This window comes from Stenotrophomonas bentonitica, assembly GCF_013185915.1.
Taxonomy (GTDB): Bacteria; Pseudomonadota; Gammaproteobacteria; order Xanthomonadales; family Xanthomonadaceae; genus Stenotrophomonas; species Stenotrophomonas bentonitica.
On record NZ_JAAZUH010000002.1, the window covers coordinates 754,596 to 779,251 of the forward strand.

Sequence of the window (24,656 nt, forward strand, 5' to 3'; positions counted from 1 at the left end):
ATGATAGGCCAAACAACCCCCACTCCAGATTCCGAACCTGAAGCCCCGCTGGTGCCGGAGGAGCAGACGCTCGTCCCGACCCCGGTGGAGCCTGTGGAAATCGGCGGCCGCGGCGGACTTGATCCGGTGCGGTATGGAGATTGGGAGAAAAACGGACGCTGCATCGATTTCTGATCAGCATTGAGCCAACGCGGCATTGTGCCGCCCAGCCGAGACAACGAGCCCAGCGAATGGCCGCCAGAGAACGTCCCCTTTCCCCGCACCTTCAGGTGTATCGCTGGCAGATCCAGATGGCCACCTCGATTCTTCATCGAGCGACCGGCATCTTTCTGTCTGTTGGAGCCTTGATCATCGCCGGCGGCCTGCTGGCCCTGATGATGGGTCCTGAATCCTGGAACTGCTTCACCGGCCATGCCGGCAGCTGGTACGGAAAGCTGTTCCTGTTCGCATGGACGTGGTCGTTCGCCTACCACCTGTGCAACGGCATCCGCCACATCGTGCAGGACTTCGCGATCGGCTTCAGCATTCCCGCCTTCGTGCGCAGCAGCTGGATCTCGGTGTTTGCCAGCCTGGTGATCACCGCGCTGGTCTGGGCGTATGTCTTCGTCGGAGCCGCCGCATGAGCAAGTACCGCACCCCCCTGAAGAACGTGCGTGGCCTTGGCGCTGCCAAGACCGGCACCGAACACTTCGTGATGCAGCGCCTGACCGCCACCGCGCTGGTCCCGCTGACCATCTGGTTCCTGGTGTTCGTGCTCAGCCTGATCAACGCCGACTACGTGACCGCCGCCGACGCGGTGTCCAAGCCGTGGAACGCGGTGCTGCTGGTCGGGTTCCTGGTGGCCATGTTCTGGCACGCCCAGCTCGGCCTGCAGGTCGTGCTGGAAGACTACATCCACAACTCGCTGCTGGCCCTGGCGCTGCAGACCACGGTGAAGTTCATCGCCGTGCTCGGCGCGATCGTCAGTGTTTTTGCGGTCGCCCGCATTGCGCTCGGCGTTGCCTGAGTCCAGGCACCAAGACAGGAATCCAGATTAGATGTCCGCTTACAAGATTACGGAACACAAGTACGACATGGTCGTGGTGGGCGCCGGCGGTGCCGGCCTGCGCGCCACGTTCGGTCTTGCCGCTAAGGGCCTGCAGACGGTCTGCCTGACCAAGGTCTTCCCGACCCGTTCGCACACCGTCGCCGCGCAGGGTGGTATCTCCGCCGCGCTGGGCAACATGGGCGAAGACGACTGGCGCTACCACTTCTACGACACCATCAAGGGCTCGGACTGGCTGGGCGACCAGGACGCCATCGAGTACATGTGCCGCGAGGCCATTCCGGCGATCATCGAGCTGGAGCACTACGGCGTGCCGTTCAGCCGCACCGAAGAGGGCAAGATCTACCAGCGCCCGTTCGGTGGCATGACCACCAAGTACGGCGAAGGCCCGGCGGCGCAGCGCACCTGCGCGGCGGCCGACCGTACCGGCCACGCCATGCTGCACACGCTGTACCAGCAGTCGCTGAAGCACGACGCGCGCTTCATGATCGAGTACTTCGCGCTGGACCTGATCTTCGATGACGAAGGTGCCTGCCGCGGCGTGCTCGCGCTGGACATGTCCGACGGCTCGCTGCACCTGTTCCGCGCCCAGGGCGTGGTGCTGGCCACCGGCGGCTACGGTCGCGCCTACTTCAGCGCCACCTCGGCGCACACCTGCACCGGCGACGGTGGCGGCCTGGCCATGCGCGCCGGCATCGCCATGCAGGACATGGAGTTCGTGCAGTTCCACCCGACCGGCATCTACGGCGCCGGCTGCCTGATCACCGAGGGTGTCCGCGGTGAAGGCGGCATCCTGCGCAACAGCAACGGCGAGCGCTTCATGGAGCGCTACGCACCGCATTACAAGGACCTGGCCTCGCGCGACGTGGTGGCCCGTTCGATGACCATCGAGATCCGCGAAGGCCGCGGCGTCGGCGAGCACAAGGACCACATCCTGCTCGACCTGACCCACCTCGGCCCGGGCGTGATCGACGAGAAGCTGCCGGGCATCGCCGAAAGCGCCCGCATCTTCGCCGGCGTCGATGTGCACAAGCAGCCGATCCCGGTCATCCCGACCGTGCACTACAACATGGGCGGCATTCCGACCAACTTCCACGGTGAAGTGGTGCGCAAGGTCGGCGACAACAACGACGCCGTGGTTCCCGGCCTGTACGCGATCGGCGAAGCCGCCTGCGTCTCCGTGCACGGCGCCAACCGCCTGGGCTCCAACTCGCTGCTGGACCTGGTGGTGTTCGGTCGTGCGGTGGCCAACCGCTGCGCCGAAACGATCAAGCCGGGCGCGTCGCACAAGCCGCTGGCGGCCGACGCCTGCGACAAGGCGCTGGGCCTGCTGGATAAGCTGCGTTACGCCAACGGCGACACCCCGACCTCGGTCATCCGCGACAACATGCAACGCACCATGCAGGCGGATGCTGCGGTGTTCCGTACCAGCGAGACGCTGAAGGAAGGCTGCGCGAAGATGGCGCAGGTGTTCGATTCGTTCCAGGACGTGAAGGTCACCGACCGTTCGCTGGTCTGGAACTCCGACCTGATCGAAACCTACGAGCTGAACAACCTGCTGCTCAACGCGGTGGCGACGATCAACTCGGCCGAACAGCGCAAGGAAAGCCGCGGTGCCCACGCACACGAGGACTATCCGGATCGCGACGACGTCAACTGGCACAAGCACACCCTGGTCAGCGTCGACGACAAGGGCAAGTGCAGCTTCGACTACCGTCCGGTGCACATGTACACGCTGACCGACGAGGTTGCCGTGGTGCCGCCGAAGCCGCGCGTGTACTGATCGCGACCCCCGCCTACCATGCAATCCGCGCCTTGAGGGCGCGGGCCGCCTGAGCCAACGAGAGCAGCCATGGCCGAGTTTTCCCTGCCAAAGAATTCCAAGATCACGAAGGGCAAGCACTTCCCCGCCAAGAGCGGTGGCAAGAACCTGCGCACCTTCAAGGTCTACCGCTGGAGTCCCGACGACGACAGCAATCCGCGCACCGACACCTACGAGATCGATCTGGACGCCTGCGGCCCGATGGTTCTCGACGCGCTGATCAAGATCAAGAACGAGATCGACCCGACCCTGACCTTCCGTCGGTCGTGCCGTGAAGGCATCTGCGGTTCGTGCGCGATGAACATCGACGGCACCAACACGCTGGCCTGCACCCGCGCCATCGCCGACTGCGGCAAGGCCGAAGTGCCGATCTACCCGCTGCCGCACATGAGCGTGGTCAAGGACCTGGTGCCGGACCTGACCCACTTCTACGCGCAGTACGCGTCGATCAAGCCGTGGATCCGCACCCAGACCCCGGCGCCGCCGGACCGCGAGCGCCTGCAGTCGCCGGAAGACCGCAAGAAGCTGGACGGCCTGTACGAGTGCATCCTGTGCGCGTGCTGCTCGACCAGCTGCCCGAGCTACTGGTGGAACGGCGAGCGTTACCTGGGCCCGGCGATCCTGCTGCAGGCCTACCGCTGGATCATCGACTCGCGCGATGAAGACACCGGTGCGCGCCTGGACGACCTGGAAGACCCGTTCAAGCTGTATCGCTGCCACACCATCATGAACTGCGCCCGGACCTGCCCGAAGGGCCTGAACCCGGCCCTGGCGATCGCCGAGATCAAGAAGTTGATGATGGCGCGCCGCGCCTGATGACCCGCGTGACACGCATGGCGTGTCACTACCGGGTTGGACGGTCCGCGGTGACACGCATGGCGTGTCACTACGCGTAGCGACACGCCATGCGTGTCCACGTGCAAATGATCGAAACCGGTAGAGCCACGCCCTGCGTGGCTTTACCGTATCCGGAGCCCGCAAAATGGAAGAAGACGTCCTCGTAAAGAAACTCCGCTGGCGCTGCCGCCGCGGCATGCGCGAACTGGACCAGCTGTTCGGCCGCTATCTCGACCGCGAATGGCCCACCGCCCCTACCGAAGAGCGCGAGGTTTTCCTGTTCCTGCTCGACTGCGAAGACGATAAGTTGTGGCGCTGGTTCATGGGATACGAGCAGTGCCCGCATGTCCACGCCGTACCGCTCCTCAACAAGATCGGCGCCCTGCCGGCTTGAGTGGCACCCCTCGCGCTGGCAGCTTGCCGCGCACCTGGTGTTCGCCGCGCTGATGCCCTGGGCTGCCGCCGCGACGGCACTGCCTGCCGCCGCGCAGTGGCCGGCGGGCCTGCTGGCCGCCGCGATGGCGGCAGGGCAGGGCTGGCACCATGCCCGGCGCCCGTCCCGCGCCTTCGTCATCCCCAGCGGAGAAGGTCCGGTCCGGGTCGATGGCCAGCCGGCAGAAGGCTTCACCGTGCACGACCGTGGCCCGCTGCTCCAGCTCGGCTGGCGTATGGACGGCCGTCGCCAGGCCTGCCTGTTCTGGCCGGACACGCTGCCGCCGCCCCGTAGACGTGAACTCCGGCTGGCCCTGCAGGCCCGTCCCATTTCGCGTTCACGTCCGTGATGGCACCATAGCCTGAACTGTCCGGCGTACCTGCATGTTCAAACCCATACCTGTCTCCATCGGCCTGCGCTACCTGCGGGCAAAACGCCGCAACGGCTTCATCTCTTTCATCTCCATGGCCTCGATCCTCGGCATCGCGCTGGGCGTGACCGTGCTGATCACCACCCTGGCGGTGATGAGCGGTTTCCAGAAGGAGATCCGCGACCGCCTGCTGCAGATGACCGCGCACACCACGGTGACCACCGACGGTGCGCCGATGTCGGACTGGCAGCGCACCGTCGACATGGCCCACAAGGACCCGCGCGTGGCCGGTGCCGCGCCGTACATCGAGATCCAGGCCATGCTCAGCGGCCCGCGCGTCCAGGGCGCGATCGTGCAGGGCATCGATCCGAAGCTGGAGCCGGCGGTCTCGGTGATCAACACCAAGGTCACCAAGGGCAGTTTCGACAGCCTCACCGAAGGCAGCTACAACCTGCTGCTCGGCCAGGAGCTGGCGCTGTGGCTCGGCGTGGACGTGGGCGACACCGTGCTGGTGACCCTGGCCGAAGTGCAGGGCACCCCGATGGGCGCCATGCCGCGGCTGAAGCGCTTCACGGTGAGCGGCATCTTCGAGGCCGGCTACAACGAGATCGACCGCGGCGTGGCCTACGCCAACATGGCCGACCTCGAGCGCGTGCTGCGCATGGACGGGGTGACCGGCGTGCGCCTGAAGCTGCACGACATGGACAAGGCGCTGGAAGTCGGCGTCGATCTCGCGCAGAACCTCGGCGGTGCCTACCGGGTCAGCGACTGGACCAAGCAGAACGCCAACCTGTACCACTCGCTGCGCATGGAGAAGGTGGTGATGGGCATCCTGCTCTCGCTGATCATCGCCATGGGCGCGTTCAACCTGGTGTCCTCGCAGGTCATGCTGGTCACCGACAAGCAGGCCGACATCGCGATCCTGCGCACGCTGGGGTTGACCCCCGGCGGGGTCATGCAGGTGTTCATGGTGCAGGGCTCGCTGATTGGCATCTTCGGCACCGTGCTCGGCGTGGTCGGTGGCATCACCCTGACCCTGAACCTGGAGCGCATCCTCGGCGCGATCGAGTCGCTGTTCAACGTCAAGCTGCTGCCGGAAGACGTCTACTACATCACCGGCCTGCCGACCGACATGCAGACCCCGGACATCGTCATCATCACCGTGGTTGCGCTGGTCATGAGCTTCCTCGCCACCCTGTACCCCGCGTGGCGCGCCGCCCGCACCCAGCCGGCCGAGGCCCTGCGTTATGAATGAGCCGATCAACCGCGGCGACGAAGTAATCCGTGCCCAGGGCCTGGCCAAGACCTATGCCGAAGGCCGCATGCAGACCCCGGTGTTCAACCGGCTGGACCTGAGCGTGGCCGCCGGCGAGACCGTGGCCATCATCGGGGCTTCCGGTGCCGGCAAGAGCACCCTGCTGCACCTGCTGGGCGGGCTCGATACGCCGACCGCCGGCGAAGTGTTCGTGGCCGGCCAGAAGATGTCCTCCCTGTCCGACGGCCAGCGTGGCCAGCTGCGCAACCGCGCGCTGGGCTTCGTGTACCAGTTCCATCACCTGCTGCCCGAGTTCACCGCGCTGGAAAACGTGATGATGCCGGTGCTGCTGGCCGGCGCCGAGGTCAACGACGCCCGGCAGCGCGCCAATGCGCTGCTGGAATCGGTCGGCCTGGGCCACCGCCTGGAGCACAAGCCGGGCGAGCTGTCCGGCGGCGAGCGCCAGCGTGCGGCGGTGGCGCGCGCGCTGGTCAACCGTCCGGCCTGCGTGCTCGGCGACGAGCCGACCGGCAACCTGGACGACAAGACCGCCGGCACCGTGTTCGAGCTGATGCTGGACCTCAACCGCGCGCATCACACCAGCCTGGTGCTGGTGACCCACGACCGCAGCCTGGCGCGCAAGCTGGACCGCGTGCTGGAGCTGCGCGAAGGGCGGCTGCACGCGCTGGCCCACGCCGACGTCTGAGCTGGCAGCTGAACAGCTTCGGGTCGACCGCTGCCGGTCGACCCGGACCGGTGCATGATCGCGGTACCCCCTTGCAGGCACCTGCCATGAAGAAGCTGATCGCCATCGCTGTGCTGGGCCTGACCCTCGCTGGCTGCGCCACCGGCCGGCTGACCAGCGCCGAGCGCCTGGACCTGTACCGCGCCCACGCCGCGCCGCCGCAGAATTCGATGCCGTACTTCGGCACGCTCAGCGGCTGGACCGAACTGGGCGACAGCGCGCTGGCGGTGTGGACGCGTCCCAGCGAGGCCTACCTGCTGGAGCTGCGCGGTCCGTGCTACGGGCTGAGCTACGCCACCGCGATCGGCCTGACCAGCCGCACCTGGCAGGTCTCCGCGCGATTCGACAAGGTGCTGATACGCGATCCCAACCAGGGCCCGAGCGTGCCGTGCTTCATCGGCACGATCAGGAAGCTCGACGTGCAGGCCCTGCGCGCGTCCGAAAAGGAACTGCGCCAGGCCCAGGTCGAAGAACGCGCCGATTAGGCCTCCGGAACGAACCCGGCCGGCTTTTCGGCGCCACCGCCGAACAGGTACTTGACCAGCTCTTCTTCCAGGAACGCGCGATGCTTCGGGTCGCGCGGCGAGAGGCGGTTCTCGTTGATCAGCATGGTCTGGTGCGCGAGCCAGGCGCTCCACGCGGACTTGCCTATGCCGTTGAAGATGCGCTGGCCCAGCTCGCCGGGGTAGGGCACGAAATCCAGACCCTCGGTCTCGCGTTGTTCGTACTGGCAGAAAACGGTGCGGGGCATGGGCTACTCGATGTTTTTCAGGGACGGTGCAGCGCGTAGTTTACGTCGCACGGCAGGGGCGGGCGGAACGCTGCCGGCATCCAGCAGTTTGCGGATCGGCGCGGGCAGGCCCAGCGTGTCCAGGTCCTGTGCGTCCACCCAGCGCAGCGCCGGGTCGTCGCTGCGCAGGCCCTCCACCCGCCGCACCAGGATCTGCAGGTGCAGGCGGTAGTGGCTGAAGGTGTGCTGCAGCACCGGCAGTTCTTCGGCGTCTTCCAGCGTTCCGTGCACGTGCGCGTCGAACCAGTCCTGCAGGGCGGTGCCGCTGTCGGCCTGGGGCAGGGTCCACAACTGGGCCCAGATGCCGGTGTCGGGACGCTTCTGCAGCAGTACGCGGCCCTGCGCATCGCGCAGCAGCAGCGCGACCGCTTCGCGCTCGGGCAGGGCCTTGGTCGGTTTCGGGGTGGGCAGCTGGTCGCTGCGGCCCTCGCGACGGGCCACGCAGTCCTGCTGCAGCGGACAGATCACGCAGGCCGGTTTCGCCCGCGTGCACACCGTGGCGCCGAGGTCCATCTGCGCCTGGGTGTAGTCGGCGAGGCGGCCGGCGGGGACCGCTTCGACATGGGTCTGGGCGAGCGCCCACAGCACTTTTTCCACCGCCGGCAGGCCGGGGAACCCCTCGATGCCGTGGTAGCGGCTCATCACTCGCTTGACGTTGCCGTCGAGGATCGAGAAACGATCGTTCCACGCCTGGCTGAGGATCGCGCCGGCGGTGCTGCGGCCGATGCCGGGCAGGGCGTGCAGCGCGTCGACGTCGCGCGGCAGGTCACCGCCATGCTGTTCGACGCAGCGCTGCGCAGCCGCGTGCAGGTTGCGCGCGCGGGCGTAGTAGCCGAGGCCGGCCCATTGCGCCATCACCGCATCGTTGCTGGCGGCGGCGAGGTCGGGCAGGGTCGGGAAGACCTGCAGGAACTTCAGGAAGTACGGAATGACCGTGGCGACCTGGGTCTGCTGCAGCATGATTTCCGAAAGCCATACCCGGTACGGCGAGCGCGGGTGCTGCCAGGGGAGGTCGTGCCGGCCGTGGGTGTCGAACCAGGGGAGCAGGTGGGTGACGAAGGCGTCAGCCACCCAACGCTTCCGGCAACAACGCATCGACAAAGGCTTCGGGATCGAATACGCGCAGGTCTTCCGGGCGCTCGCCGATGCCCGCAAAGCGGATCGGAATGCCGAACTCGCGGGCCAGCGCGAACACCACGCCGCCCTTGGCGGTGCCGTCGAGCTTGGTCACCACCAGGCCGGTCACGTTCACCGCGGCATGGAACTGGCGCAGCTGCGACAGCGCGTTCTGGCCGGTGGTGCCGTCGATGACCATCAGCACTTCGTGTGGTGCGTTGGGATCGATCTTGCCGAGCACGCGGCGGATCTTGCCCAGTTCGTTCATCAGCCCGCCCTGGGTGTGCAGGCGGCCGGCAGTGTCGGCGATCAGCACTTCGGTGCCACGGGCCTTGCCGGCCTGCAGCGCATCGAACGCCACCGAGGCGGCGTCCGCATTCTGGCCTTGGGCGACCACGGCCACGCCGTTGCGCTCGCCCCAGGCCTGCAGCTGGGCCACGGCGGCGGCGCGGAAGGTGTCGCCGGCGGCGAGCATCAGGCTGTGGCCATCGTCCTTGAAGCGCTTGGCCAGCTTGCCGATGGTGGTGGTCTTGCCGACGCCGTTGACGCCGACGGTCAGGATCACGAACGGCTTGGCGGTGCGGTCGATGACCAGCGGCTTGGCGACCGGCTGCAGGATCGCGATCAGCTCGGCGCGCAGCGCCTTGAGCAGGGCCGGGGCGTCTTCGAACTCGCGCGACTTCATGCGCTTGCGCAGGCCCTCGACCAGCGCGGTGGTGGCGCCCACGCCGACGTCGGCGGTGATCAGTGCGGTTTCAAGTTCGTCGAGCAGGTCGTCGTCGAGCTTGGGATTGCGCGAGAACAGGCCGCCGAAGCTGCGCGCGATGACGCTGTTGCGCAGGCGGTCGCGCCAGCCGGTCTTGCCGGGGGCGGCCGGGGCGGCTTCGTCGATGGCGGCCGGAGAGGCCAGCGGCTGGGCTGCTTCCTGCACGATCTCGGTGGTGACCAGAACCGGAGCAGGGGGGAGTGGGGCGACGGCAGGCTCCGCGAGCAGCCGGGCAGGGCCCGGCTCTACCGGCGATGCCGGAACCGCGATGTCATCGGCGACCGGGGCCTCGTCGGCCTGCGGGAACGCGGCGGCCAGCTCTTCAGCCGTGTAGTGCTGGGTCTTGGGCGCGTCCTGCGGAGCGTCCTGGGGCTTTTTGCGACGGAAGAAACTGAGCATGGGAATCGGCGCTGAAATCAGGGGGATATGCTAGCACCCGGGCCCGTTGGGCCCGTGTGCATTGGCCGGTGGCGGCGTTACGCCGACAGTTCCAGCAGCAGCTTGTTGAGCCGGCGCACGTAGGCGGCCGGATCCTTCAGGGTGTCGCCGGCCGCCAGCGCGGCCTGGTCGAACAGAACCCGGCTGAGGTCGCCGAAGCGGCTGGCGTCGGCTTCCTGGTCGAGCTTGCCGATCAGCGGATGGCCCGGGTTGAACTCGAACACCGGCTTGCTGTCGGGCACCTTCTGGCCGCTGGCTTCCAGGATCTGGCGCATCTGCAGGCCCAGGTCCTGTTCGCCGATGGCCAGGATTGCCGGCGAGTCGGTCAGGCGGTGTGAGACGCGCACGTCGGCCACCTCGTCGCCCAGCGCGGTCTTGAGGCGCTCGACCAGGCCCTGCTTTTCCTTGGCGGCTTCTTCCTGGGCCTGCTTGTCCTCGGCGCTTTCCAGGGCGCCCAGGTCGAGGTCGCCACGGGCGACGTCGACGAACGACTTGCCGTCGAACTCGGTGAGATAGCCCATCAGCCACTCGTCGATGCGGTCGGTCAGCAGCAGCACCTCGATGCCCTTCTTGCGGAACACCTCCAGGTGCGGGCTGTCCTTGACCTGGGTATGGCTGTCGCCGGTCAGGAAGTAGATCTTGTCCTGGCCTTCGATCATGCGGCCCAGGTAGTCGGCCAGCGACACGCTCTGCTCGCCGCTGGCGTCATGGGTGGAGGCGAAGCGCAGCAGGCCGGCGATCTTCTCGCGGTTGTTGAAGTCTTCGGCGGGACCTTCCTTGAGCACCTGGCCGAACTGCTTCCAGAACCCGGCGTAGACCTCGGGCTTGTCGGTGGCCAGCTTCTCCAGCATGTCCAGCGAACGCTTGGTCAGCGCGGACTTCATCGAGTCGATGACGGGGCCGGACTGCAGGATTTCGCGCGAGACGTTCAGCGAGAGGTCGTTGGAGTCGACCACGCCCTTGATGAAGCGCAGGTACAGCGGCAGGAACTGCTCGGCCTGGTCCATCACGAACACGCGCTGCACGTACAGCTTCAGGCCCTTGGGCGCGTCGCGGTGGTACAGGTCGAACGGGGCGTGGCCGGGCACATACAGCAGCGAGGTGTACTCGAGCTTGCCTTCGACCTTGTTGTGGCTCCACGCCAGCGGGTCCTGGTGGTCGTGCGCGGCGTGCTTGTAGAACTCCTGGTATTCGGCGTCGGTGATCTCGCTGCGCGGACGGGTCCACAGCGCGCTGGCGCGGTTGACGGTTTCCCATTCAATCTCGGCCGGGGCGTCGTCGCCGTGGTGCTCCTTGACCATCTGGATCGGCAGGCCGATATGGTCGGAGTACTTCTTGATGATGCTGCGCAGGCGCCAGGCATCGGCGAAGTCCTGCTGGTCGTCCTTCAGGTGCAGCACGATGCGGGTGCCGCGTTCGGGCTTGTCGACGGTTTCCACGTCGAATTCGCCTTCGCCACGCGAGGACCAGTGCACGCCCTCGCTGGCCGGGAGGCCGGCACGGCGCGAGTAGACGTCGACCTGGTCGGCGACGATGAAGGCGCTGTAGAAGCCGACACCGAACTGGCCGATCAGCTGCGAGTCCTTCTTCTGGTCGCCGGAGAGCTGGCGCAGGAAGTCGCCGGTGCCGGACTTGGCGATGGTGCCGAGGTGGGCAATGGCCTCGTCGCGGCTCATGCCGATGCCGTTGTCGTCGATGGTCACGGTATGCGCCTGCGGATCGACGCTGACCTGGATGCGCAGGTCCTGCCCGGCCGCTTCCAGCAGTTCCGGCTGGGTCAGCGCTTCGAAGCGCAGCTTGTCGGCGGCGTCGGCGGCGTTGGAGATCAGCTCGCGAAGGAAGATTTCCTTGTTGGAGTACAGCGAGTGGATCATCAGCTGCAGCAGCTGCTTGACCTCGGTCTGGAAGCCCAGGGTCTCTTTGTGGGTCTGCTCGGTCATGCGACGGTGCTCCTTGAATACGGTGGCGCGCGGTGCGCGGCGGCTGGCTCAAGGGGTAGGGATCGATTGTTCCAATTTCAAGGTGGCGGCGTTTCAATTTATACGTGCTGGGAAAGCCACCGGTAGCGCCGGCCGTTGGCCGGCCCTCATGGATCCGTGGCGGCGCGGTATCCTTCACACATGAAATCCCGCTCTTCACTTTCGGCCCCTGTCGGCCAGGTCCGCATCATTGGCGGCAAATGGCGCAATACGAAACTGCCGGTGCCGCTGGCGCCGGGCCTGCGACCCAGCAGCGACCGGGTCCGCGAGACCCTGTTCAACTGGCTGATGCCGCGCCTGGGCGGGGCCCGGGTGCTGGACCTGTTCGCCGGCAGCGGGGCGCTGGGGCTGGAGGCGGTGTCGCGTGGCGCGGCGCGGGCGACCCTGGTGGAGCGCGATGCCGGGCTGGCCCGGCAGCTGCGGGAGTCGGTGGCCAAGCTGGGCGCCCGGGCCCAGGTCGAGGTGGTCCAGGGCGATGCGCTGCACTGGCTGGCGCAGCGCCCGTCGGGGCTGGCGGACATCGTGTTCATCGACCCGCCGTTCGCCGATGGCCTGTGGGACAGCGTCCTGGCCGGGCTGGGGCCGCACCTGGCGGCCGATGCCTGGCTGTACCTGGAGTCGCCGGCCGGGCAGACCCTGCGCCTGCCCCCGGGCTGGCTGCTGCACCGGGAGGGGGGCACCCGCGAGGTCGGCTTTGCCCTGTACCGCCGCGCCACTGTTACACTTTCACCAGATCAGAACGCGTAGCGTCCGCATGACCGTAGCCAACCGCCGCATCGCCGTATACCCGGGCACCTTCGATCCGATCACCAACGGTCACATCGACCTGGTGAACCGGGCCGCGCCGTTGTTCGAGAAGCTGGTGGTCGGCGTGGCGCAGAGCCCTTCGAAGGGGCCCTCGCTGCCGCTGGAGCTGCGGGTGTCGCTGGCGCGGGACGCGCTGGCCCACCACCGCAATGTGGAAGTGCGCGGTTTCGACACGCTGCTGGCGCATTTCGTGCGCTCCGAGCAGGGTGGGGTGCTGCTGCGCGGGCTGCGCGCGGTGTCCGATTTTGAATACGAGTTCCAGATGGCGAGCATGAACCGCCACCTGATCCCGGAGGTCGAGACCCTGTTCCTGACCCCGGCCGAGCAGCACAGCTTCATTTCGTCCTCGCTGGTCCGCGAGATCGCCCGCCTTGGTGGTGACGTGTCCGGCTTCGTGCCGGCCTCGGTACTCGAGGCGCTGCGCAAGGTCCGCGAAGCGAAGTCGGGCCCGTCGTAACCCCAAGACCTACACATACCAAGAATCACCAAGAGGGAGACTCCATGAACAACACCATGCGTGCCATGTTGATCGCGTCGTTCGCGCTGGCCTTCACCGCCTGCAAGAAGGAAGAGGCCGCGCCGGTCGCCGAAGCCCAGCAGGCGCTGGTCGCCCCGGCCAAGGACGACGATGCGGGCTGGAAGAAGTACCTGCAGGCCGTGGCCGTGCAGAACATGGGCAACATCACCAACAGCCCGTTCCTGTACTACCTGGCGCCGGAATCGGATCCGGAGTTCCAGGCCAAGTACGACCGCCAGGTCGAAAGCGCCACCGCTGCGGTCGCCCGTGGCGTGCAGCCGGGCAACATGCTGGCCTTCGGTTCGTCTGCCTCGGGCAAGATGGCCGACATGATCCAGGCCGTGTTCAAGGACGTGTCCGCCGACTCGATGAAGGGTGTGCGCGTGGTGTACATCGGCCAGGCCGCCGACAACGCCCGCGTGCAGTCGATCGTGCAGCCGACCGGCGCCGAGTACATCTTCGTAGAAGCCAAGTAAGCCGTGCCATGGCGGCCGCGCCCTGTGCGCGGCCCGGGCGGCGTCCCTGCGAGGGGGCGCCGCTTTCCCTTTGCCGGCACTGGCGTGGAGTAACGCCATGTCGCTGAAAATCAATGAGCTCTGCGTCAACTGCGACGTATGCGAGCCGGCCTGTCCCAACCAGGCCATTTCGATGGGTGAAACCATCTACGTGATCGACCCTGCACGCTGCACTGAATGCGTGGGGCATTTCGACGAACCGCAATGCGTGGTCGTATGCCCGGTGGAATGCATCGATCCCGATCCGGATATTCCGGAAACCCAGGAGGCGTTGCTGGCCAAGTTGCATGGGCTGCAGCGCGATCATCCCGAACTGTATGCGGAGTCTTCCCCCGAATGAAAAAGCCGTCGCGTCGCTGGTTGTTGCTGGTCCTGCTGTGGACCCCTGCGCTCTGGGCCGCTGCGCCTGCAAAGGCGCTTTTGGCCACCCATCCGGATGGCGCGGCGATTGCCAGTGGCCACCACCTTGCCACGGAGGCGGGGATGGAGATCCTGGCCAAGGGCGGCAATGCATTCGATGCGGCAGTGGCGGTGTCGTCGACGCTGGCGGTGGTGGAGCCGATCAGTTCGGGGCTGGGCGGCGGCGGGTTCTTCCTGCTGCACGATGCGCGCACGGGCAAGGACGTGATGCTGGACGCGCGCGAGACGGCGCCGGCGGCGGCCACGCCGGAGGCGTTCCTGGACAAGAACGGGGCGCTGGACCGCGACCGTTCGGTCAATGGGCCGTGGTCGGCCGGTATTCCGGGGTTGCCGGCGGCGCTGGTTGAGTTGTCGGCCAGGCACGGCAAGCTGCCGCTGAAGGATTCGCTGGCGCCGGCGATCCGGATCGCGCGCGAGGGCTTCCCGGTGTATGCGCGCATGGCCAAGGGCTATGCGTCGCGCCGTGAGGTGATGGAACGTTTCCCGGGGACGCGTGAGGTGTACCTGCGCAACGGCAGGCCGATTACGGAAGGCGATGTGTTCAAGCAGCCGGAACTGGCGCAGACGCTGGAGCGTCTGGCGGCGGACGGGTTCGACGGGTTCTACAAGGGCGAAACGGGCACGCTGCTGTTGGCGGGCGTGAAGCAGGCCGGTGGCAAGTGGACGGCGGAAGAGCTGGCGGGCTACCGGGTCAAGCAGCGCGAGCCGATCGTGTTCAATTACCGGGACTGGAAGGTGACGACGGCGTCGCCGCCGTCGTCGGGCGGGATCGCGCTGGCGTCGATGCTGCAGATCCTGGAAGGCTGGGACCTGAAGTCGATGGATCCGGCGCACCGGACGCACCTGGTGGTGGAGTCGATGCGTCGTGCGTTCCGTGACCGTACGTTCTTCCTGGGCGATCCGGATTTCGTGCAGATCCCGCAGAAGGTGCTGACCAGCCGCGATTACGCGCAGGGGCTGCGTGCGACGATCCATCCGGAGAAGGCAACGCCGAGCGATCTGCTGTCGGGCAATCCGACGCCGCTGGAAGATGACGAGACGACGCATTTCTCGATCATCGATGGCGAGGGCAACCGGGTGGGCGCGACGCAGACGGTGAACCTGTTGTACGGGTCGGGCCTGATTCCGTCGGGCACGGGGGTGCTGCTGAACAATGAGATGGACGATTTCGCGCTGAAGCCGGGCACGCCGAATGCGTTCGGGGTGATGGGCTATGCGGCGAATGCGCCGAAGCCGGGCAAGCGGATGCTGAGTTCGATGACGCCGACGTTCATGGAGTCGTCGGACAAGGTGGTGGTGCTGGGCACGCCGGGCGGCAGCCGGATCATCACGATGGTGCTGCTGGGTGTGCTGGGCTACGACGACGGGCTGGACGCACAGCAGGTCGCGGCACTGCCGCGCTTCCACCACCAGTGGCTGCCGGACGTGATCGAGGCGGAAAGCAACACGTTCGACGAGGCGACGATCAGGCAGCTGCAGGCGATGGGCCACAAGATCGACCTGCCGGGCAACAGCGCGGCCGGCGGCCGCGGCTCGAGCCACGTCTGGGGCAACCTGCAGACGGTCGAATGGAACCGCCGCAGCAATGTGCTCAGCGTCGGCAGCGACCCGCGCAATCCGGTAGGCAGCGGTGAAATTTCCAAGTCCAAGTGATGCTTGGGATTGCATGTGATGCGTGAGGCCGGGCTTTGCCCGGCTTCATGCTTTTTGGCGAACAGCTGCAGGGTGCGAGGTTTCCCTGGCTTGGGCCGCCCGGTGCCGGTTTGCGGGGTCGCCGTAAACCCATCCATGGGGGCTAAGCGGACGCCATCCATGGCGCCGATTCCCCCGCAAACCGACCCCGGTCGACCCTTTGACAGTTGGCCGGGGGCCACGGGAAACGCGGATGCCGGGCAGGGCCCGGCACTACCGTCTGCGCGTAGCGATTTATTAACGCCGACCGCCGGATAATTTACCGATGAAACTATGGTCGATCCGCGGTAACTCACAGAAGCTCGATGGCGGCGCGATGTTCGGCAATGCGCCGCGCGCGGTGTGGGAAAAATGGGCGGCGCCCGACGATCTCAACCGGATCGAACTGGCCTGCCGCGCGTTGCTTGCCAGTCCGCTGGCCGGTAAGACGGTGCTGTTCGAAACCGGCATTGGTGCGTTCTTCGAGCCGAAGCTGCGTGATCGGTATGGCGTGCAGGAACCCAGCCATGTGCTGATCGAGTCGCTGCGCGAAGCAGGCTTCGAGCATGAAGACATCGACGTCGTGGTGCTGAGCCATCTGCACTTCGATCACGCCGGTGGCCTGCTTGCGCCGTGGAGCGAAGGGCGGGGGCCGGAGCTGCTGTTCCCGAACGCCACGTTCCTGGTAGGGGCCGAACATTGGGAGCGCGCGCTGCACCCGCATCCGCGTGACCGCGCCAGTTTCATTCCCGAGCTGCCGAAACTGCTGCAGGACAGCGGTCGTCTGGAGATCGTGCAGGGGCCTTATTCACGCACCCTGGGCCAGAGCGTGCGTTTCAGTTTCAGTGACGGGCATACGCCGGGGCTGATGCTGGCCGAAATCGTCGGGCCCGAGCAGGTCGAAGGCCAGCCGCGCGGGGGCGTGGTGTTCTGCGCCGACCTGATTCCCGGGCGCTCATGGGTGCATGTTCCCATCACCATGGGCTACGACCGCAACGCAGAGCTGCTGATCGACGAGAAGCGCAGCTTCCTGGAAGACAAGCTGGCCCGCAACGTGCACCTGTTCTTTACCCACGACCCTCAGGTCGCGCTGGCGCAGGTGACCCGCGATGAGAAGGGCCGTTTCGGAACGGCCCACGAACAGGGCGAGTTGAAGGCGCGCGCGTTGGCTTGAGACCGCGTGGGACACGCATGGCGTGTCGCTACGGGACCGCGTAGAGACACGCCACGCGTGTCCCACGCAATGCCCAATCAACGCCGATCTCAACCGGCCACGCGGGTTCCGAAGATGCGATCACCCGCGTCGCCCAGGCCCGGCAGGATGTAGCCGCGCTCGTTGAGGCGCTCATCGATGGCGGCCGTGAAGATCTCCACGTCCGGGTGCGCCGCCTGCACCGCGGCGATGCCTTCCGGCGCGGCCACCAGGAAAATGCCCTTGATCCGGCGTGCGCCGGCGCGCTTGAGCATGTCGATGGTCGCGATCAGGGTGCCGCCGGTGGCCAGCATCGGGTCCAGGATCAGCGCGTCGCGTTCTTCCAGGCGGCCGGTCAGGCGCTCGAAGTAGGGCACCGGCTGCAGGGTTTCCTCGTCGCGCTGCAGGCCGACCACGCTGACCCGCGCCGCCGGAATCAGCGACAGCACGCCGCTCAGCATGCCCAGCCCCGCACGCAGGATCGGCACCACGGTGATCTTGGCGCCGGCGATGCGCTGCACGGTGACCGGGCCGGCCCAGCCGGGAAGGGTGTGCGCCTCGGTATCCAGGTCGGCGGTGGCCTCATAGGCGAGCAGGCCGCCCAGCTCATTGGCCAGTTCGCGGAAGTCCTTGGTGCTCAGGGACGCGTCGCGCATCAGGCCGATCTTGTGCTGCACCAGCGGGTGGCGAACTTCGACGATTTTCATGGGAATGCCAGCAAAACGGGGAGGACGCCATTTTGCCGCAGTGGCCCCATGCCCGGCCAGAGGCGCCAGGCGCGGTGTGAAATCACCACCGGTGTCACGTTCATGCAATCTCGCGGACATACCGTGCTGACCCAATCTTTACACCGTTGGGGATGCCGTGCAGAACAAATCGCCTCTGGGGCTGGCCATCAGCCTCTCGTTGCTCGTCCTGTCCACCGCGCCCGCCGTGGCCGCCGCGAGCGGGGAGCTCGCCGGCGCTGCGGCGGCCACCGAACTGGACCGCGTGGAAGTCCGTCCGCAGCTGGAATCGCAGACCCGCGCCGTCGACCTCAAGCGCAGCAGCGACGCGATCCAGGACGCGGTGTCGTCCGATTCCATGGGCGTCTACCCCGACAAGAACGTGGCCGAGTCGCTGCAGCGCCTGCCGGGCGTGAGCGTCACCCGCGACCAGGGCGAAGGCCGCTTCGTGGTGGTGCGTGGCCTGGATGCCAACCTCAACAGCGTCAGCATCGACGGCGTGTCGGTCGGTACCCCGGAAGACTCCAGCCGCGCCGCGCCGCTGGACGTCATTCCCTCCGATTCCACCGAACGCCTGCGCGTGGTCAAGTCGCCCACCCCGGACATGCCCGGCGATGCCATCGGCGGCGCGATCCTGGTCGAGTCGGCCTCGGCCTTCGACCGCGACGGTCGCAGCCTGCGCGGCAAGATCGAAGCCAGCCACCAGGACCTGTCCGGCCACACCAGCCCGAAGGCCGCGTTCAACTACAGCGAAGTGTTCGCCGATACCTTCGGCGTGGCGCTGGGCGTGAACTACCAGAACCGCAAGTTCGAGTCCGACAACACCGAAGTGGAGTACGGTGAGTTCGACGGCGGCAGCGAAGACGACCTGTTCGCCACCAGCCTGCAGCACCGCAAGTACGAGATCGAGCGCAAGCGCATCGGCGCCAACCTCAACTTCGACTGGCGCCCCAGCGAAGACAGCCAGTACTACCTGCGTACGCTCTACAGCCAGTTCGACGACGCCGAAACCCGCCAGCGCGCCATCTTCAACTTCGGTGACGGCGAGGTTACCGCACTGGGCAACAACCAGTTCCGGGTCGACGAGCTGCCGGCCGACGCCATCCAGAAGCGCATGCGCTACCGCACCAAGGAGGAAAACACCTTCGCGGCGAGCCTGGGCGGTGAGAACCGCCTGACCAACGCGGTGGTCGATTACAAGGTCGGCTATACCCGTACCGAAGAGCGCGTCAACGACGAAATGGAAGCGCGCTTCGAGTACAACGGCGACGACCTGGCCGCCACCGTGGACCAGAACAGCGGCATCCCGCGCTACACGCTCAGCGATGCCAGCTGGATGGACAACGGCAACTACGACTTCGACCGTTTCGTGCTCTCGCCCAAGCGCGTGGACGACAAGGAACACAGCGCGCAGATCAACGTGCGCTTCGACGGCGACAACAGCAGCTACAAGTTCGGCCTGCTCGGCCGCTGGCGCGACCGCGACGTCGATACCGACGAGCGCGAACTGCGGGTCGGCCCGGACGTGGCCCTGTCCGACTGGACCACCTCCAGCCCCGACCACCGCGGCGGCAGCCTCGGCCAGGGCATGAGCTCGGACGCGATGCGCCGCTACTGGGCGCAGTTCGGCAGCCAGTACAGCGCCCGTCCGCAGGACGCCGGTGCCAATGCGATGACCTCGCTGGAAGAGGACTACACCGCCAGCGAAGACATCTTCGCCACCTACGCCATGGGCACCTGGGACATCGGCAACCTGCGCGTGATCGGCGGCGTGCGCGTGGAGAACACGCAGTTCCAGGCGACCGGCAACCAGGTGGACGTGGCCGCCAACGGTCGCAGCTACACCGTTACCCCGCTCACCGCCGACCGCAGCTACACCAACGTGCTGCCCGGCCTGCACCTGCGCTATGACGCCGGCAGCGACTGGGTACTGCGCGCGGCCGCCAACAAGACCGTCTCGCGTCCGTCCTTCGGCGACATCGCGCCGCGCATCGGCTACAACCGCGGCGACGAGGAAGTGCGGATCGGCAATCCCGAACTGGACCCGTACGAATCGAAGAACCTGGACCTGTCGCTGGAGCGCTACATCGGCAGCACCGGCATCGTCTCGCTGGGCCTGTTCCACAAGAGCATCGACGGCTACATCGTCAACACCGTCAGCGACAGCGACCCGGAGTACCCGGGCTTCGAAGTTACCCGCGTGATCAACGGCGACACCGCCAAGGTCTACGGCGCCGAGTTCAACTGGCAGCAGCAGCTGAGCTTCCTGCCGGCGGGCTGGGACGGCCTGCTGGTCGGCGCCAGCGGCACCTGGCTGGACACCGACTTCGACCCGGGCCTGGACGGCCGTGCCGACGAGGACTTCACCCTGCCGCGCGCGTCCAAGCACGTGTACAGCGCGCACGTTGGGTATGAAAAAGAGGGCTTCAGCACCCGCCTGGCCGCGGTGTACCGCAGCGAATACCTGGATACGCTCGGGGACAGCGGCGCCTACGATATCTTCGTGGCACCCAACACCCAGCTCGACTTCAGCCTGGACTACAAGATCACCGACAACGTGAGCGTCTACTTCGAAGCGCAGAACCTGCTGGACAAGCCGCTGGAGCTGTACCAGGGCGTGCGTTCGCGCACCCTGCAGAACGAAGAGTACGGCCGCACCTACGCGCTGGGCCTGAAGGTGGCGCTGTGATGCGCGCCGCTCCCGTCGCCAGCCTGCTGGCCGTGGCGCTGCTGGCCGGCTGCAAGCCGGCGGCGGCGCCGGCGCCGGCCGCACCGGCGGTGGACGCCGCGACGGCGACCACCACCAACCGGGCCGTGGCCACCGTGGCCGAGGCCTTCCTGACCCCGATGACCCCGGCCGACAACATCGATTCGCCGGCCAGCTGGACCACGCCGGACGGGCAGGTGTGGCTGATCGCCACCGCCAAGGCCACCGACAAGCTGGTGGTCTACGACGGCCAGACCGGCGCGCACCTGCGCGACGTGGGCAGCACCGGCACCGCGCCGGGCCAGTTCGTCCGGCCCAACGGCATTGCCGTGGTCGATGACCTGGTGCTGATCGTGGAGCGCGACAACCATCGCGTGCAGGTCCTGCAGCTGCCGGACTTCACCCCGCTGGGCGTGTTCGCCGCCGATGACCTGCGCAAGCCGTACGGCCTGTGGGTCAACAAGCTGGCCAATGGTTATGACGTGTACGTCACCGACTCCTACGACGCCGGCGAAGATGCGCAGGGCAACGACGTGCTGCCGCCGCTGGCCGAACTGGACAAGCGCGTGCGCCGCTACGCACTGCAGGTGCAGGACGGCAAGGCGCAGGCGACGCTGGTGTCCAGCATCGGCGACACCAGCGAGGCCGGCGCACTGCGCGTGGTCGAGTCGATCTGGGGCGACCCGGCCAACGACCGCCTGCTGATCGCCGAGGAAGATGAAAGCTACGCCAGCGAGTTCAAGGTCTACACGCTGGAAGGAAAGTTCACCGGCACCACCTTCGGCCGCGACGCCTTCAAGGCGCAGGCCGAAGGCGTGATGCTGCGCCCCTGCGGCAAGGACGGCTGGTGGATCACCACCGAGCAGGGCAAGCAGCGCAGCGTGTTCCATCTGTTCGACCGCCACACGTTGAAGCATGTGGGTGCCTTCCAGGGCAACACGGTCGCCAACACCGACGGCATCTGGATGAGCATGGCCGCGTCGCCGCGCTTCCCGCATGGCGCGCTGTATGCGGTGCACGACGACCAGGGCGTGGTCGCGTTCGATTGGGCCAGCGTGGCCAAGCAACTGTCCCTGCCGCTGGAGTGCGAAAACTGATGTCCGTGCGTGATTGTGTGAAGGCGCTGGGGCTGGCGCTGCTGCTGTGTTCGGGGGCTGCATCGGCCAGGACCGCGACCCAGGTGGAACCCAACACGCAGGTGCCGGTGGGTAATCGACATTACGCCGCCACCGGCTTCCCGGACCGCATCGTCGCTTCGCCGGCGCAGGACGCCGCGCGCGGTTTCGGCGTGGCCTGGCGCACCGACGGCACGGTGAAGGCACCGGTGCTGGAGTGGGTCGTGGCCGGCGATTCGCCGGACGTGGGCAAGGTGGCCCGGGTGACCGCGACCACCACCGCACTCACTACCGAGCTGGGCGCGTCCAACCACCACCGTGCGGACGTGACCGGCCTGGCGCCGGACACGCTGTACCTGTGGCGCGTGCAGGGCAACGGCACCTGGAGTGCCTGGAACCAGCTGCGCACGGCGGGGACGGCGGACAAGCCGCTGACCCTGCTGTACTTCGGCGACACCCAGAACAAGAACCTGAGCCACGTCTCGCGCGTGCTGCGCGCCGGCATCAAGGCGGCGCCGACCGCGCCACTGACCTTGTTTGCGGGCGACCTGGTCAGCGGGGGCGACGGCCAGGACGACAGCGAGTGGGGCGAGTGGTTCGCCGCCGCCGGCTGGCTGCCGCAGGAAACCATGGTGGCGCCGGCGATCGGCAACCATGAGTACTTCGAGGAGTTCGAAGACACGCCGCAGGAACGCCGCGTGCTCGGCAAGCACTGGCCGGTGACGTTCGCGCTGCCGCGCAATGGCGTGGATGCCGCTTCCACCAGCACCTACTGGTTCGATTACCAGGGCGTGCGGATCGCGGTACTCGACGGCACCTCCGCGCTCGACCTGGGCACGGCCAAGGCGCAGGCGCAGTGGCTGGACAAGGTGCTGGCCGGCAACACCCAGCGCTGGACCATCGTGCTGCTGCACCAGCCGTTCTACTCGCCGCGCGAAGGGCGGGAGAACACCGCGCTGCGCGAGGAGATCCTGCCGGTGGTACGCCGCCACAACGTCGACCTGGTGCTGCAGGGGCACGACCACACCTATGGCCGTCGCGGCGAAGGCAGCGATGCCACCCCGCAGTATGTGGTCACCGTGGCTGGTCCCAAGCAGTACCGGCTCTCGGACGAGGCGCGCGCCACCATGGCCCCGGTCGGTGAGGATACCCAGCTGTTCCAGGTGCTCACGGTCGATCCACGGCAGCTGCGCTATGAAGCCCGCACGGTGACCGGCCGCCTGTACGACGGCTTCGAACTGACCCGCGCGGCTGACGGCAGCAAGCGCAAGACCGAGCTGACCGAAGGCCGCATCGCCCCGCGCGACTGCGCGCGTACCGAGACCCTCAAGGGTCGCGCCGACCGATGCTGGGAATGATGCAGATGAAACGCCGCCTTCCGCTTCTCGCCCTCACCACCGCGCTGCTCCTGCTTGCCGGCGCCAGCCTGGCCAGCAACGCGGTCCTGCACCCGTTCCTGGCCGCGCAGCCCAAGGAAGCGCCGGAAGAAGCCAATCTGGCGGTGGAAATCCCCGCCGGCAGCTTCACCAAGTACGAGATCAAGGAAGACGGCCTGGTCCACGTCGACCGCTTCCAGTCGATGCCGGTGGCGTACCCGGCCAACTACGGTTCGATGCCGCGCACCCTGGCCGGCGACAACGACCCGCTCGACGCCCTGGTCCTGACCCGTGAGCCGCTGCACCCGGGCGTGATCGTGCGCTTCCGTCCGATCGGATACCTGAAGATGGTCGACAAGGGCGAGCACGACGAGAAGGTGATCGGCGTACCGACTGACAAGATCGACCCCACCTACGCCAACATCCGCGACCTGCAGGACCTGCCGCTGATCGAACGCCAGCGCATCGAGGCGTTCTTCCGCGTCTACAAGGACCTGCCGGAAGGTCGCAACCCGGTGCAGCTCAACGGCTGGGGCAACGCGGCAGAAGCCAAGGCCCTGATCCGCGAATCCATGCAGCGCTTCGACGCGCAGCAGCGGCGCGGCAAGGGCGACTGAGCCAGGGGCTGCGCGGCACCCTGACTTCCGGCCCTTCTGCGGGGCCCGTAGTGCAGTAGCCTTGGGATGGACGCCAAGGAGAGCCCGCATGTCACGCACCGTGCTGAAACCCGTTGTGTTTGCCGTCGCCCTGCTGCTGGCTGCCCCCGCTCTCGCAGAAGATTTCGCCATTGTCGGCGCGCAGGTGTTTCCTTCACCGGATGCCGCCCCGATTGCCGATGGCACGGTGGTTGTCCGTGACGGACGCATCACCGCCGTCGGCCCTCGTAGCAGGGTGAAGGTGCCGGAAGGCACCCGCATCATCGATGGCAAGGGCCGCAGCGTGACCGCCGGGTTCTGGAACAGCCATGTGCACCTGATGTCGCCGCCGTTCCACCAGCCTGACGCGCAGACGCCGGAGGCGCTGCAGGACGCACTGCGCGACCGCTTCGGAAAGTGGGGCTTCACAACCTTGTTCGACATCGGCTCCCTGCCGGGCGACGCAGGTGCGCTGCGCACGCGCATGGCAAAGGGCGAGGTTCAAGGCCCGCGCCTGCTGACCGTGGACATGCCGTTTTACCCCGAGCACGGCACGCCGATCTACGTACGCGAGCTGTGGGCGCAGACCCGCACGATCAGCGCGGAAGTCGCCACGCCCGCCGAGGCGCGCCAACGCGCCGAAGCCCAGCTGGACGCCGGCGCCGACGGCGTAAAGGTCTTCACCGGCGCGATCGTAGGCGGGCCCCAGGGCGTACTGCCAATGCGGGTGGACGTCGCCAGCGCGGCGGTGGACGCTGCACACGCGCACGGCAAGCCGGCCTTCGCTCATCCGACCAACATGGCGGGGCTGGAGGTTGCGGTGGCCAGCGGTGTGGACGTGCTGGCGCATACCGCACCGGACGCTGGCCCGTGGTCGCCGGAACTGGTGGAGAGGCTGAAAGCGAAGCACATGGCACTGGTGCCGACGCTGTCGCTGTTCGACGCCCACCTGCGCCAGGAAGGCGTGCCTGACGAGGTGGTGAAGCGATTCGTCGGCAATGCACAGCAGCAGGTCAAAGCCATGGCCGACGGAGGCGGGCAGGTGCTGTTCGGCACCGACGCCGGCTACACCGAGGTCTACGACACCCGGGTGGAATACCGGCTGATGACCGCCGCCGGCCTCGACTGGCGGCAGATCCTGGCCAGCCTGACCACCGCGCCCGCATCGCGGTTCGGCGACGCCACCCAGCGTGGGCGCCTCGCCGAAGGCTACGCCGCCGATCTGGTAGTGCTGGGCAGCGACCCACAGCAGTCGACAGAAGCATTTGCGGACGTAGCGATGACCATTCGCGACGGCAAGACCATCTACACCCCCCGGTAGAGCCACGCCCTGCGTAGCTGCCCAGCCGGTAGAGCCACGCCCTGCGTGGCTGCGCAAAG

Annotated in this window: 26 protein-coding genes; 21 read left to right on the forward strand and 5 right to left on the reverse strand. The window is 67.2% G+C overall.

Annotated features, from left to right (window positions below):
• From HGB51_RS14625 to HGB51_RS14670, 10 genes are all read left to right on the forward strand, one after another.
• A complete protein-coding gene (locus HGB51_RS14625) occupies positions 1-174 on the forward strand; it encodes a DUF1674 domain-containing protein (protein WP_084739082.1) in 174 nt (57 codons plus the stop codon).
• A gap of 56 nt (positions 175-230) precedes the next feature.
• On the forward strand, positions 231-623 hold the full coding sequence (sdhC, locus tag HGB51_RS14630; RefSeq protein ID WP_070209072.1) for a succinate dehydrogenase, cytochrome b556 subunit: 393 nt from the start codon (positions 231-233) through the stop codon (positions 621-623).
• Positions 620-1,006 (forward strand): succinate dehydrogenase, hydrophobic membrane anchor protein, encoded by a 387-nt coding sequence (gene sdhD / locus HGB51_RS14635; RefSeq protein ID WP_070209073.1) that lies wholly within the window; start codon positions 620-622, stop codon positions 1,004-1,006. Before sdhC ends, sdhD begins: the two co-directional genes overlap by 4 nt.
• A gap of 31 nt (positions 1,007-1,037) precedes the next feature.
• Positions 1,038-2,828 carry a succinate dehydrogenase flavoprotein subunit gene (gene sdhA / locus HGB51_RS14640; protein WP_070209074.1) on the forward strand — a complete coding sequence of 597 codons (1,791 nt, stop codon included), beginning with the start codon at positions 1,038-1,040 and terminating at the stop codon, positions 2,826-2,828.
• A 69-nt stretch (positions 2,829-2,897) separates the two neighbouring features.
• The gene (locus tag HGB51_RS14645) at positions 2,898-3,683 is read left to right on the forward strand and encodes a succinate dehydrogenase iron-sulfur subunit (RefSeq protein WP_070209075.1); all 786 of its coding nucleotides are present in this window, start codon (positions 2,898-2,900) and stop codon (positions 3,681-3,683) included.
• Between the two features lie 166 nt (positions 3,684-3,849).
• On the forward strand, positions 3,850-4,098 hold the full coding sequence (locus HGB51_RS14650) for an FAD assembly factor SdhE (RefSeq protein WP_070209076.1): 249 nt from the start codon (positions 3,850-3,852) through the stop codon (positions 4,096-4,098).
• Positions 4,049-4,486, forward strand: coding sequence for a hypothetical protein (locus HGB51_RS14655; RefSeq protein ID WP_070209077.1), 438 nt, complete (start codon positions 4,049-4,051; stop codon positions 4,484-4,486). Before HGB51_RS14650 ends, HGB51_RS14655 begins: the two co-directional genes overlap by 50 nt.
• A gap of 34 nt (positions 4,487-4,520) precedes the next feature.
• Positions 4,521-5,762 (forward strand): lipoprotein-releasing ABC transporter permease subunit, encoded by a 1,242-nt coding sequence (locus HGB51_RS14660; RefSeq protein WP_070209078.1) that lies wholly within the window; start codon positions 4,521-4,523, stop codon positions 5,760-5,762.
• On the forward strand, positions 5,755-6,468 hold the full coding sequence (gene lolD / locus HGB51_RS14665; RefSeq protein ID WP_070209079.1) for a lipoprotein-releasing ABC transporter ATP-binding protein LolD: 714 nt from the start codon (positions 5,755-5,757) through the stop codon (positions 6,466-6,468). The genes HGB51_RS14660 and lolD overlap by 8 nt, the downstream gene beginning before the upstream one ends.
• Positions 6,469-6,554: 86 nt before the next feature.
• A complete protein-coding gene (locus HGB51_RS14670; protein ID WP_070209080.1) occupies positions 6,555-6,992 on the forward strand; it encodes a DUF6491 family protein in 438 nt (145 codons plus the stop codon).
• On the opposite strand, the gene HGB51_RS14675 is transcribed toward HGB51_RS14670, so the two are convergent.
• The 4 genes from HGB51_RS14675 to htpG all read right to left on the reverse strand — a co-directional run bounded on the left by HGB51_RS14675 (position 6,989) and on the right by htpG (position 11,557).
• A complete protein-coding gene (locus tag HGB51_RS14675) occupies positions 6,989-7,258 on the reverse strand; it encodes an oxidative damage protection protein (protein ID WP_070209081.1) in 270 nt (89 codons plus the stop codon). The two genes, HGB51_RS14670 and HGB51_RS14675, sit on opposite strands and share 4 nt — an antisense overlap.
• Before the next feature lie 3 nt (positions 7,259-7,261).
• A complete protein-coding gene (gene mutY, locus HGB51_RS14680; protein ID WP_070209082.1) occupies positions 7,262-8,392 on the reverse strand; it encodes an A/G-specific adenine glycosylase in 1,131 nt (376 codons plus the stop codon).
• Positions 8,361-9,578, reverse strand: a complete 1,218-nt coding sequence (gene ftsY, locus HGB51_RS14685; RefSeq protein ID WP_070209083.1) for a signal recognition particle-docking protein FtsY — start codon at positions 9,576-9,578, stop codon at positions 8,361-8,363. The genes mutY and ftsY overlap by 32 nt, the downstream gene beginning before the upstream one ends.
• Positions 9,579-9,655: 77 nt before the next feature.
• Positions 9,656-11,557, reverse strand: coding sequence for a molecular chaperone HtpG (htpG, locus tag HGB51_RS14690; protein WP_070209084.1), 1,902 nt, complete (start codon positions 11,555-11,557; stop codon positions 9,656-9,658).
• Between the two features lie 180 nt (positions 11,558-11,737).
• Here htpG and rsmD point away from each other — a divergent pair, with 180 nt between their 5' ends.
• From rsmD to HGB51_RS14720, 6 genes are all read left to right on the forward strand, one after another.
• Positions 11,738-12,343 carry a 16S rRNA (guanine(966)-N(2))-methyltransferase RsmD gene (gene rsmD, locus HGB51_RS14695; RefSeq protein WP_070209085.1) on the forward strand — a complete coding sequence of 202 codons (606 nt, stop codon included), beginning with the start codon at positions 11,738-11,740 and terminating at the stop codon, positions 12,341-12,343.
• A gap of 7 nt (positions 12,344-12,350) precedes the next feature.
• Entirely contained in the window at positions 12,351-12,860 is a 510-nt protein-coding gene (gene coaD / locus HGB51_RS14700; RefSeq protein WP_070209086.1) for a pantetheine-phosphate adenylyltransferase, read from the forward strand.
• A 44-nt stretch (positions 12,861-12,904) separates the two neighbouring features.
• On the forward strand, positions 12,905-13,396 hold the full coding sequence (locus tag HGB51_RS14705) for a hypothetical protein (RefSeq protein WP_070209087.1): 492 nt from the start codon (positions 12,905-12,907) through the stop codon (positions 13,394-13,396).
• Between the two features lie 97 nt (positions 13,397-13,493).
• On the forward strand, positions 13,494-13,775 hold the full coding sequence (locus tag HGB51_RS14710) for a YfhL family 4Fe-4S dicluster ferredoxin (RefSeq protein ID WP_070209088.1): 282 nt from the start codon (positions 13,494-13,496) through the stop codon (positions 13,773-13,775).
• On the forward strand, positions 13,772-15,508 hold the full coding sequence (gene ggt, locus HGB51_RS14715) for a gamma-glutamyltransferase (protein ID WP_070209089.1): 1,737 nt from the start codon (positions 13,772-13,774) through the stop codon (positions 15,506-15,508). Before HGB51_RS14710 ends, ggt begins: the two co-directional genes overlap by 4 nt.
• A 304-nt stretch (positions 15,509-15,812) precedes the next feature.
• A complete protein-coding gene (locus tag HGB51_RS14720; RefSeq protein ID WP_070206419.1) occupies positions 15,813-16,700 on the forward strand; it encodes an MBL fold metallo-hydrolase in 888 nt (295 codons plus the stop codon).
• 89 nt (positions 16,701-16,789) lie between these two features.
• Here the strand turns inward: HGB51_RS14720 and upp are convergent, their stop codons facing one another.
• On the reverse strand, positions 16,790-17,425 hold the full coding sequence (upp, locus tag HGB51_RS14725; protein ID WP_070206420.1) for a uracil phosphoribosyltransferase: 636 nt from the start codon (positions 17,423-17,425) through the stop codon (positions 16,790-16,792).
• Between the two features lie 157 nt (positions 17,426-17,582).
• Between upp and HGB51_RS14730 the strand changes: the two genes are divergently transcribed.
• The 5 genes from HGB51_RS14730 to HGB51_RS14750 all read left to right on the forward strand — a co-directional run bounded on the left by HGB51_RS14730 (position 17,583) and on the right by HGB51_RS14750 (position 24,597).
• A complete protein-coding gene (locus HGB51_RS14730; RefSeq protein ID WP_070206421.1) occupies positions 17,583-20,132 on the forward strand; it encodes a TonB-dependent receptor in 2,550 nt (849 codons plus the stop codon).
• Positions 20,132-21,247, forward strand: coding sequence for an NHL repeat-containing protein (locus HGB51_RS14735; RefSeq protein ID WP_070206422.1), 1,116 nt, complete (start codon positions 20,132-20,134; stop codon positions 21,245-21,247). Before HGB51_RS14730 ends, HGB51_RS14735 begins: the two co-directional genes overlap by 1 nt.
• Positions 21,244-22,623, forward strand: coding sequence for a purple acid phosphatase family protein (locus HGB51_RS14740; protein ID WP_171966889.1), 1,380 nt, complete (start codon positions 21,244-21,246; stop codon positions 22,621-22,623). The genes HGB51_RS14735 and HGB51_RS14740 overlap by 4 nt, the downstream gene beginning before the upstream one ends.
• A gap of 5 nt (positions 22,624-22,628) precedes the next feature.
• The gene (locus HGB51_RS14745) at positions 22,629-23,258 is read left to right on the forward strand and encodes an inorganic diphosphatase (RefSeq protein ID WP_425505387.1); all 630 of its coding nucleotides are present in this window, start codon (positions 22,629-22,631) and stop codon (positions 23,256-23,258) included.
• Positions 23,259-23,346: 88 nt separating this feature from the next.
• Positions 23,347-24,597 carry an amidohydrolase family protein gene (locus tag HGB51_RS14750; protein WP_246233592.1) on the forward strand — a complete coding sequence of 417 codons (1,251 nt, stop codon included), beginning with the start codon at positions 23,347-23,349 and terminating at the stop codon, positions 24,595-24,597.
• Positions 24,598-24,656: the final 59 nt, after the last annotated feature.

Coding starts and splice junctions, on each gene's coding strand:
- HGB51_RS14625 (WP_084739082.1), top strand. CDS start 1: ATGATAGGCCAAACAACCCCCACTCCAGATTCCGAACCTGAAGCCCCG.
- sdhC (WP_070209072.1), top strand. CDS start 231: ATGGCCGCCAGAGAACGTCCCCTTTCCCCGCACCTTCAGGTGTATCGC.
- sdhD (WP_070209073.1), top strand. CDS start 620: ATGAGCAAGTACCGCACCCCCCTGAAGAACGTGCGTGGCCTTGGCGCT.
- sdhA (WP_070209074.1), top strand. CDS start 1,038: ATGTCCGCTTACAAGATTACGGAACACAAGTACGACATGGTCGTGGTG.
- HGB51_RS14645 (WP_070209075.1), top strand. CDS start 2,898: ATGGCCGAGTTTTCCCTGCCAAAGAATTCCAAGATCACGAAGGGCAAG.
- HGB51_RS14650 (WP_070209076.1), top strand. CDS start 3,850: ATGGAAGAAGACGTCCTCGTAAAGAAACTCCGCTGGCGCTGCCGCCGC.
- HGB51_RS14655 (WP_070209077.1), top strand. CDS start 4,049: ATGTCCACGCCGTACCGCTCCTCAACAAGATCGGCGCCCTGCCGGCTT.
- HGB51_RS14660 (WP_070209078.1), top strand. CDS start 4,521: ATGTTCAAACCCATACCTGTCTCCATCGGCCTGCGCTACCTGCGGGCA.
- lolD (WP_070209079.1), top strand. CDS start 5,755: ATGAATGAGCCGATCAACCGCGGCGACGAAGTAATCCGTGCCCAGGGC.
- HGB51_RS14670 (WP_070209080.1), top strand. CDS start 6,555: ATGAAGAAGCTGATCGCCATCGCTGTGCTGGGCCTGACCCTCGCTGGC.
- HGB51_RS14675 (WP_070209081.1), bottom strand. CDS start 7,258: ATGCCCCGCACCGTTTTCTGCCAGTACGAACAACGCGAGACCGAGGGT.
- mutY (WP_070209082.1), bottom strand. CDS start 8,392: ATGCGTTGTTGCCGGAAGCGTTGGGTGGCTGACGCCTTCGTCACCCAC.
- ftsY (WP_070209083.1), bottom strand. CDS start 9,578: ATGCTCAGTTTCTTCCGTCGCAAAAAGCCCCAGGACGCTCCGCAGGAC.
- htpG (WP_070209084.1), bottom strand. CDS start 11,557: ATGACCGAGCAGACCCACAAAGAGACCCTGGGCTTCCAGACCGAGGTC.
- rsmD (WP_070209085.1), top strand. CDS start 11,738: ATGAAATCCCGCTCTTCACTTTCGGCCCCTGTCGGCCAGGTCCGCATC.
- coaD (WP_070209086.1), top strand. CDS start 12,351: ATGACCGTAGCCAACCGCCGCATCGCCGTATACCCGGGCACCTTCGAT.
- HGB51_RS14705 (WP_070209087.1), top strand. CDS start 12,905: ATGAACAACACCATGCGTGCCATGTTGATCGCGTCGTTCGCGCTGGCC.
- HGB51_RS14710 (WP_070209088.1), top strand. CDS start 13,494: ATGTCGCTGAAAATCAATGAGCTCTGCGTCAACTGCGACGTATGCGAG.
- ggt (WP_070209089.1), top strand. CDS start 13,772: ATGAAAAAGCCGTCGCGTCGCTGGTTGTTGCTGGTCCTGCTGTGGACC.
- HGB51_RS14720 (WP_070206419.1), top strand. CDS start 15,813: ATGAAACTATGGTCGATCCGCGGTAACTCACAGAAGCTCGATGGCGGC.
- upp (WP_070206420.1), bottom strand. CDS start 17,425: ATGAAAATCGTCGAAGTTCGCCACCCGCTGGTGCAGCACAAGATCGGC.
- HGB51_RS14735 (WP_070206422.1), top strand. CDS start 20,132: ATGCGCGCCGCTCCCGTCGCCAGCCTGCTGGCCGTGGCGCTGCTGGCC.
- HGB51_RS14745 (WP_425505387.1), top strand. CDS start 22,629: ATGAAACGCCGCCTTCCGCTTCTCGCCCTCACCACCGCGCTGCTCCTG.
- HGB51_RS14750 (WP_246233592.1), top strand. CDS start 23,347: ATGTCACGCACCGTGCTGAAACCCGTTGTGTTTGCCGTCGCCCTGCTG.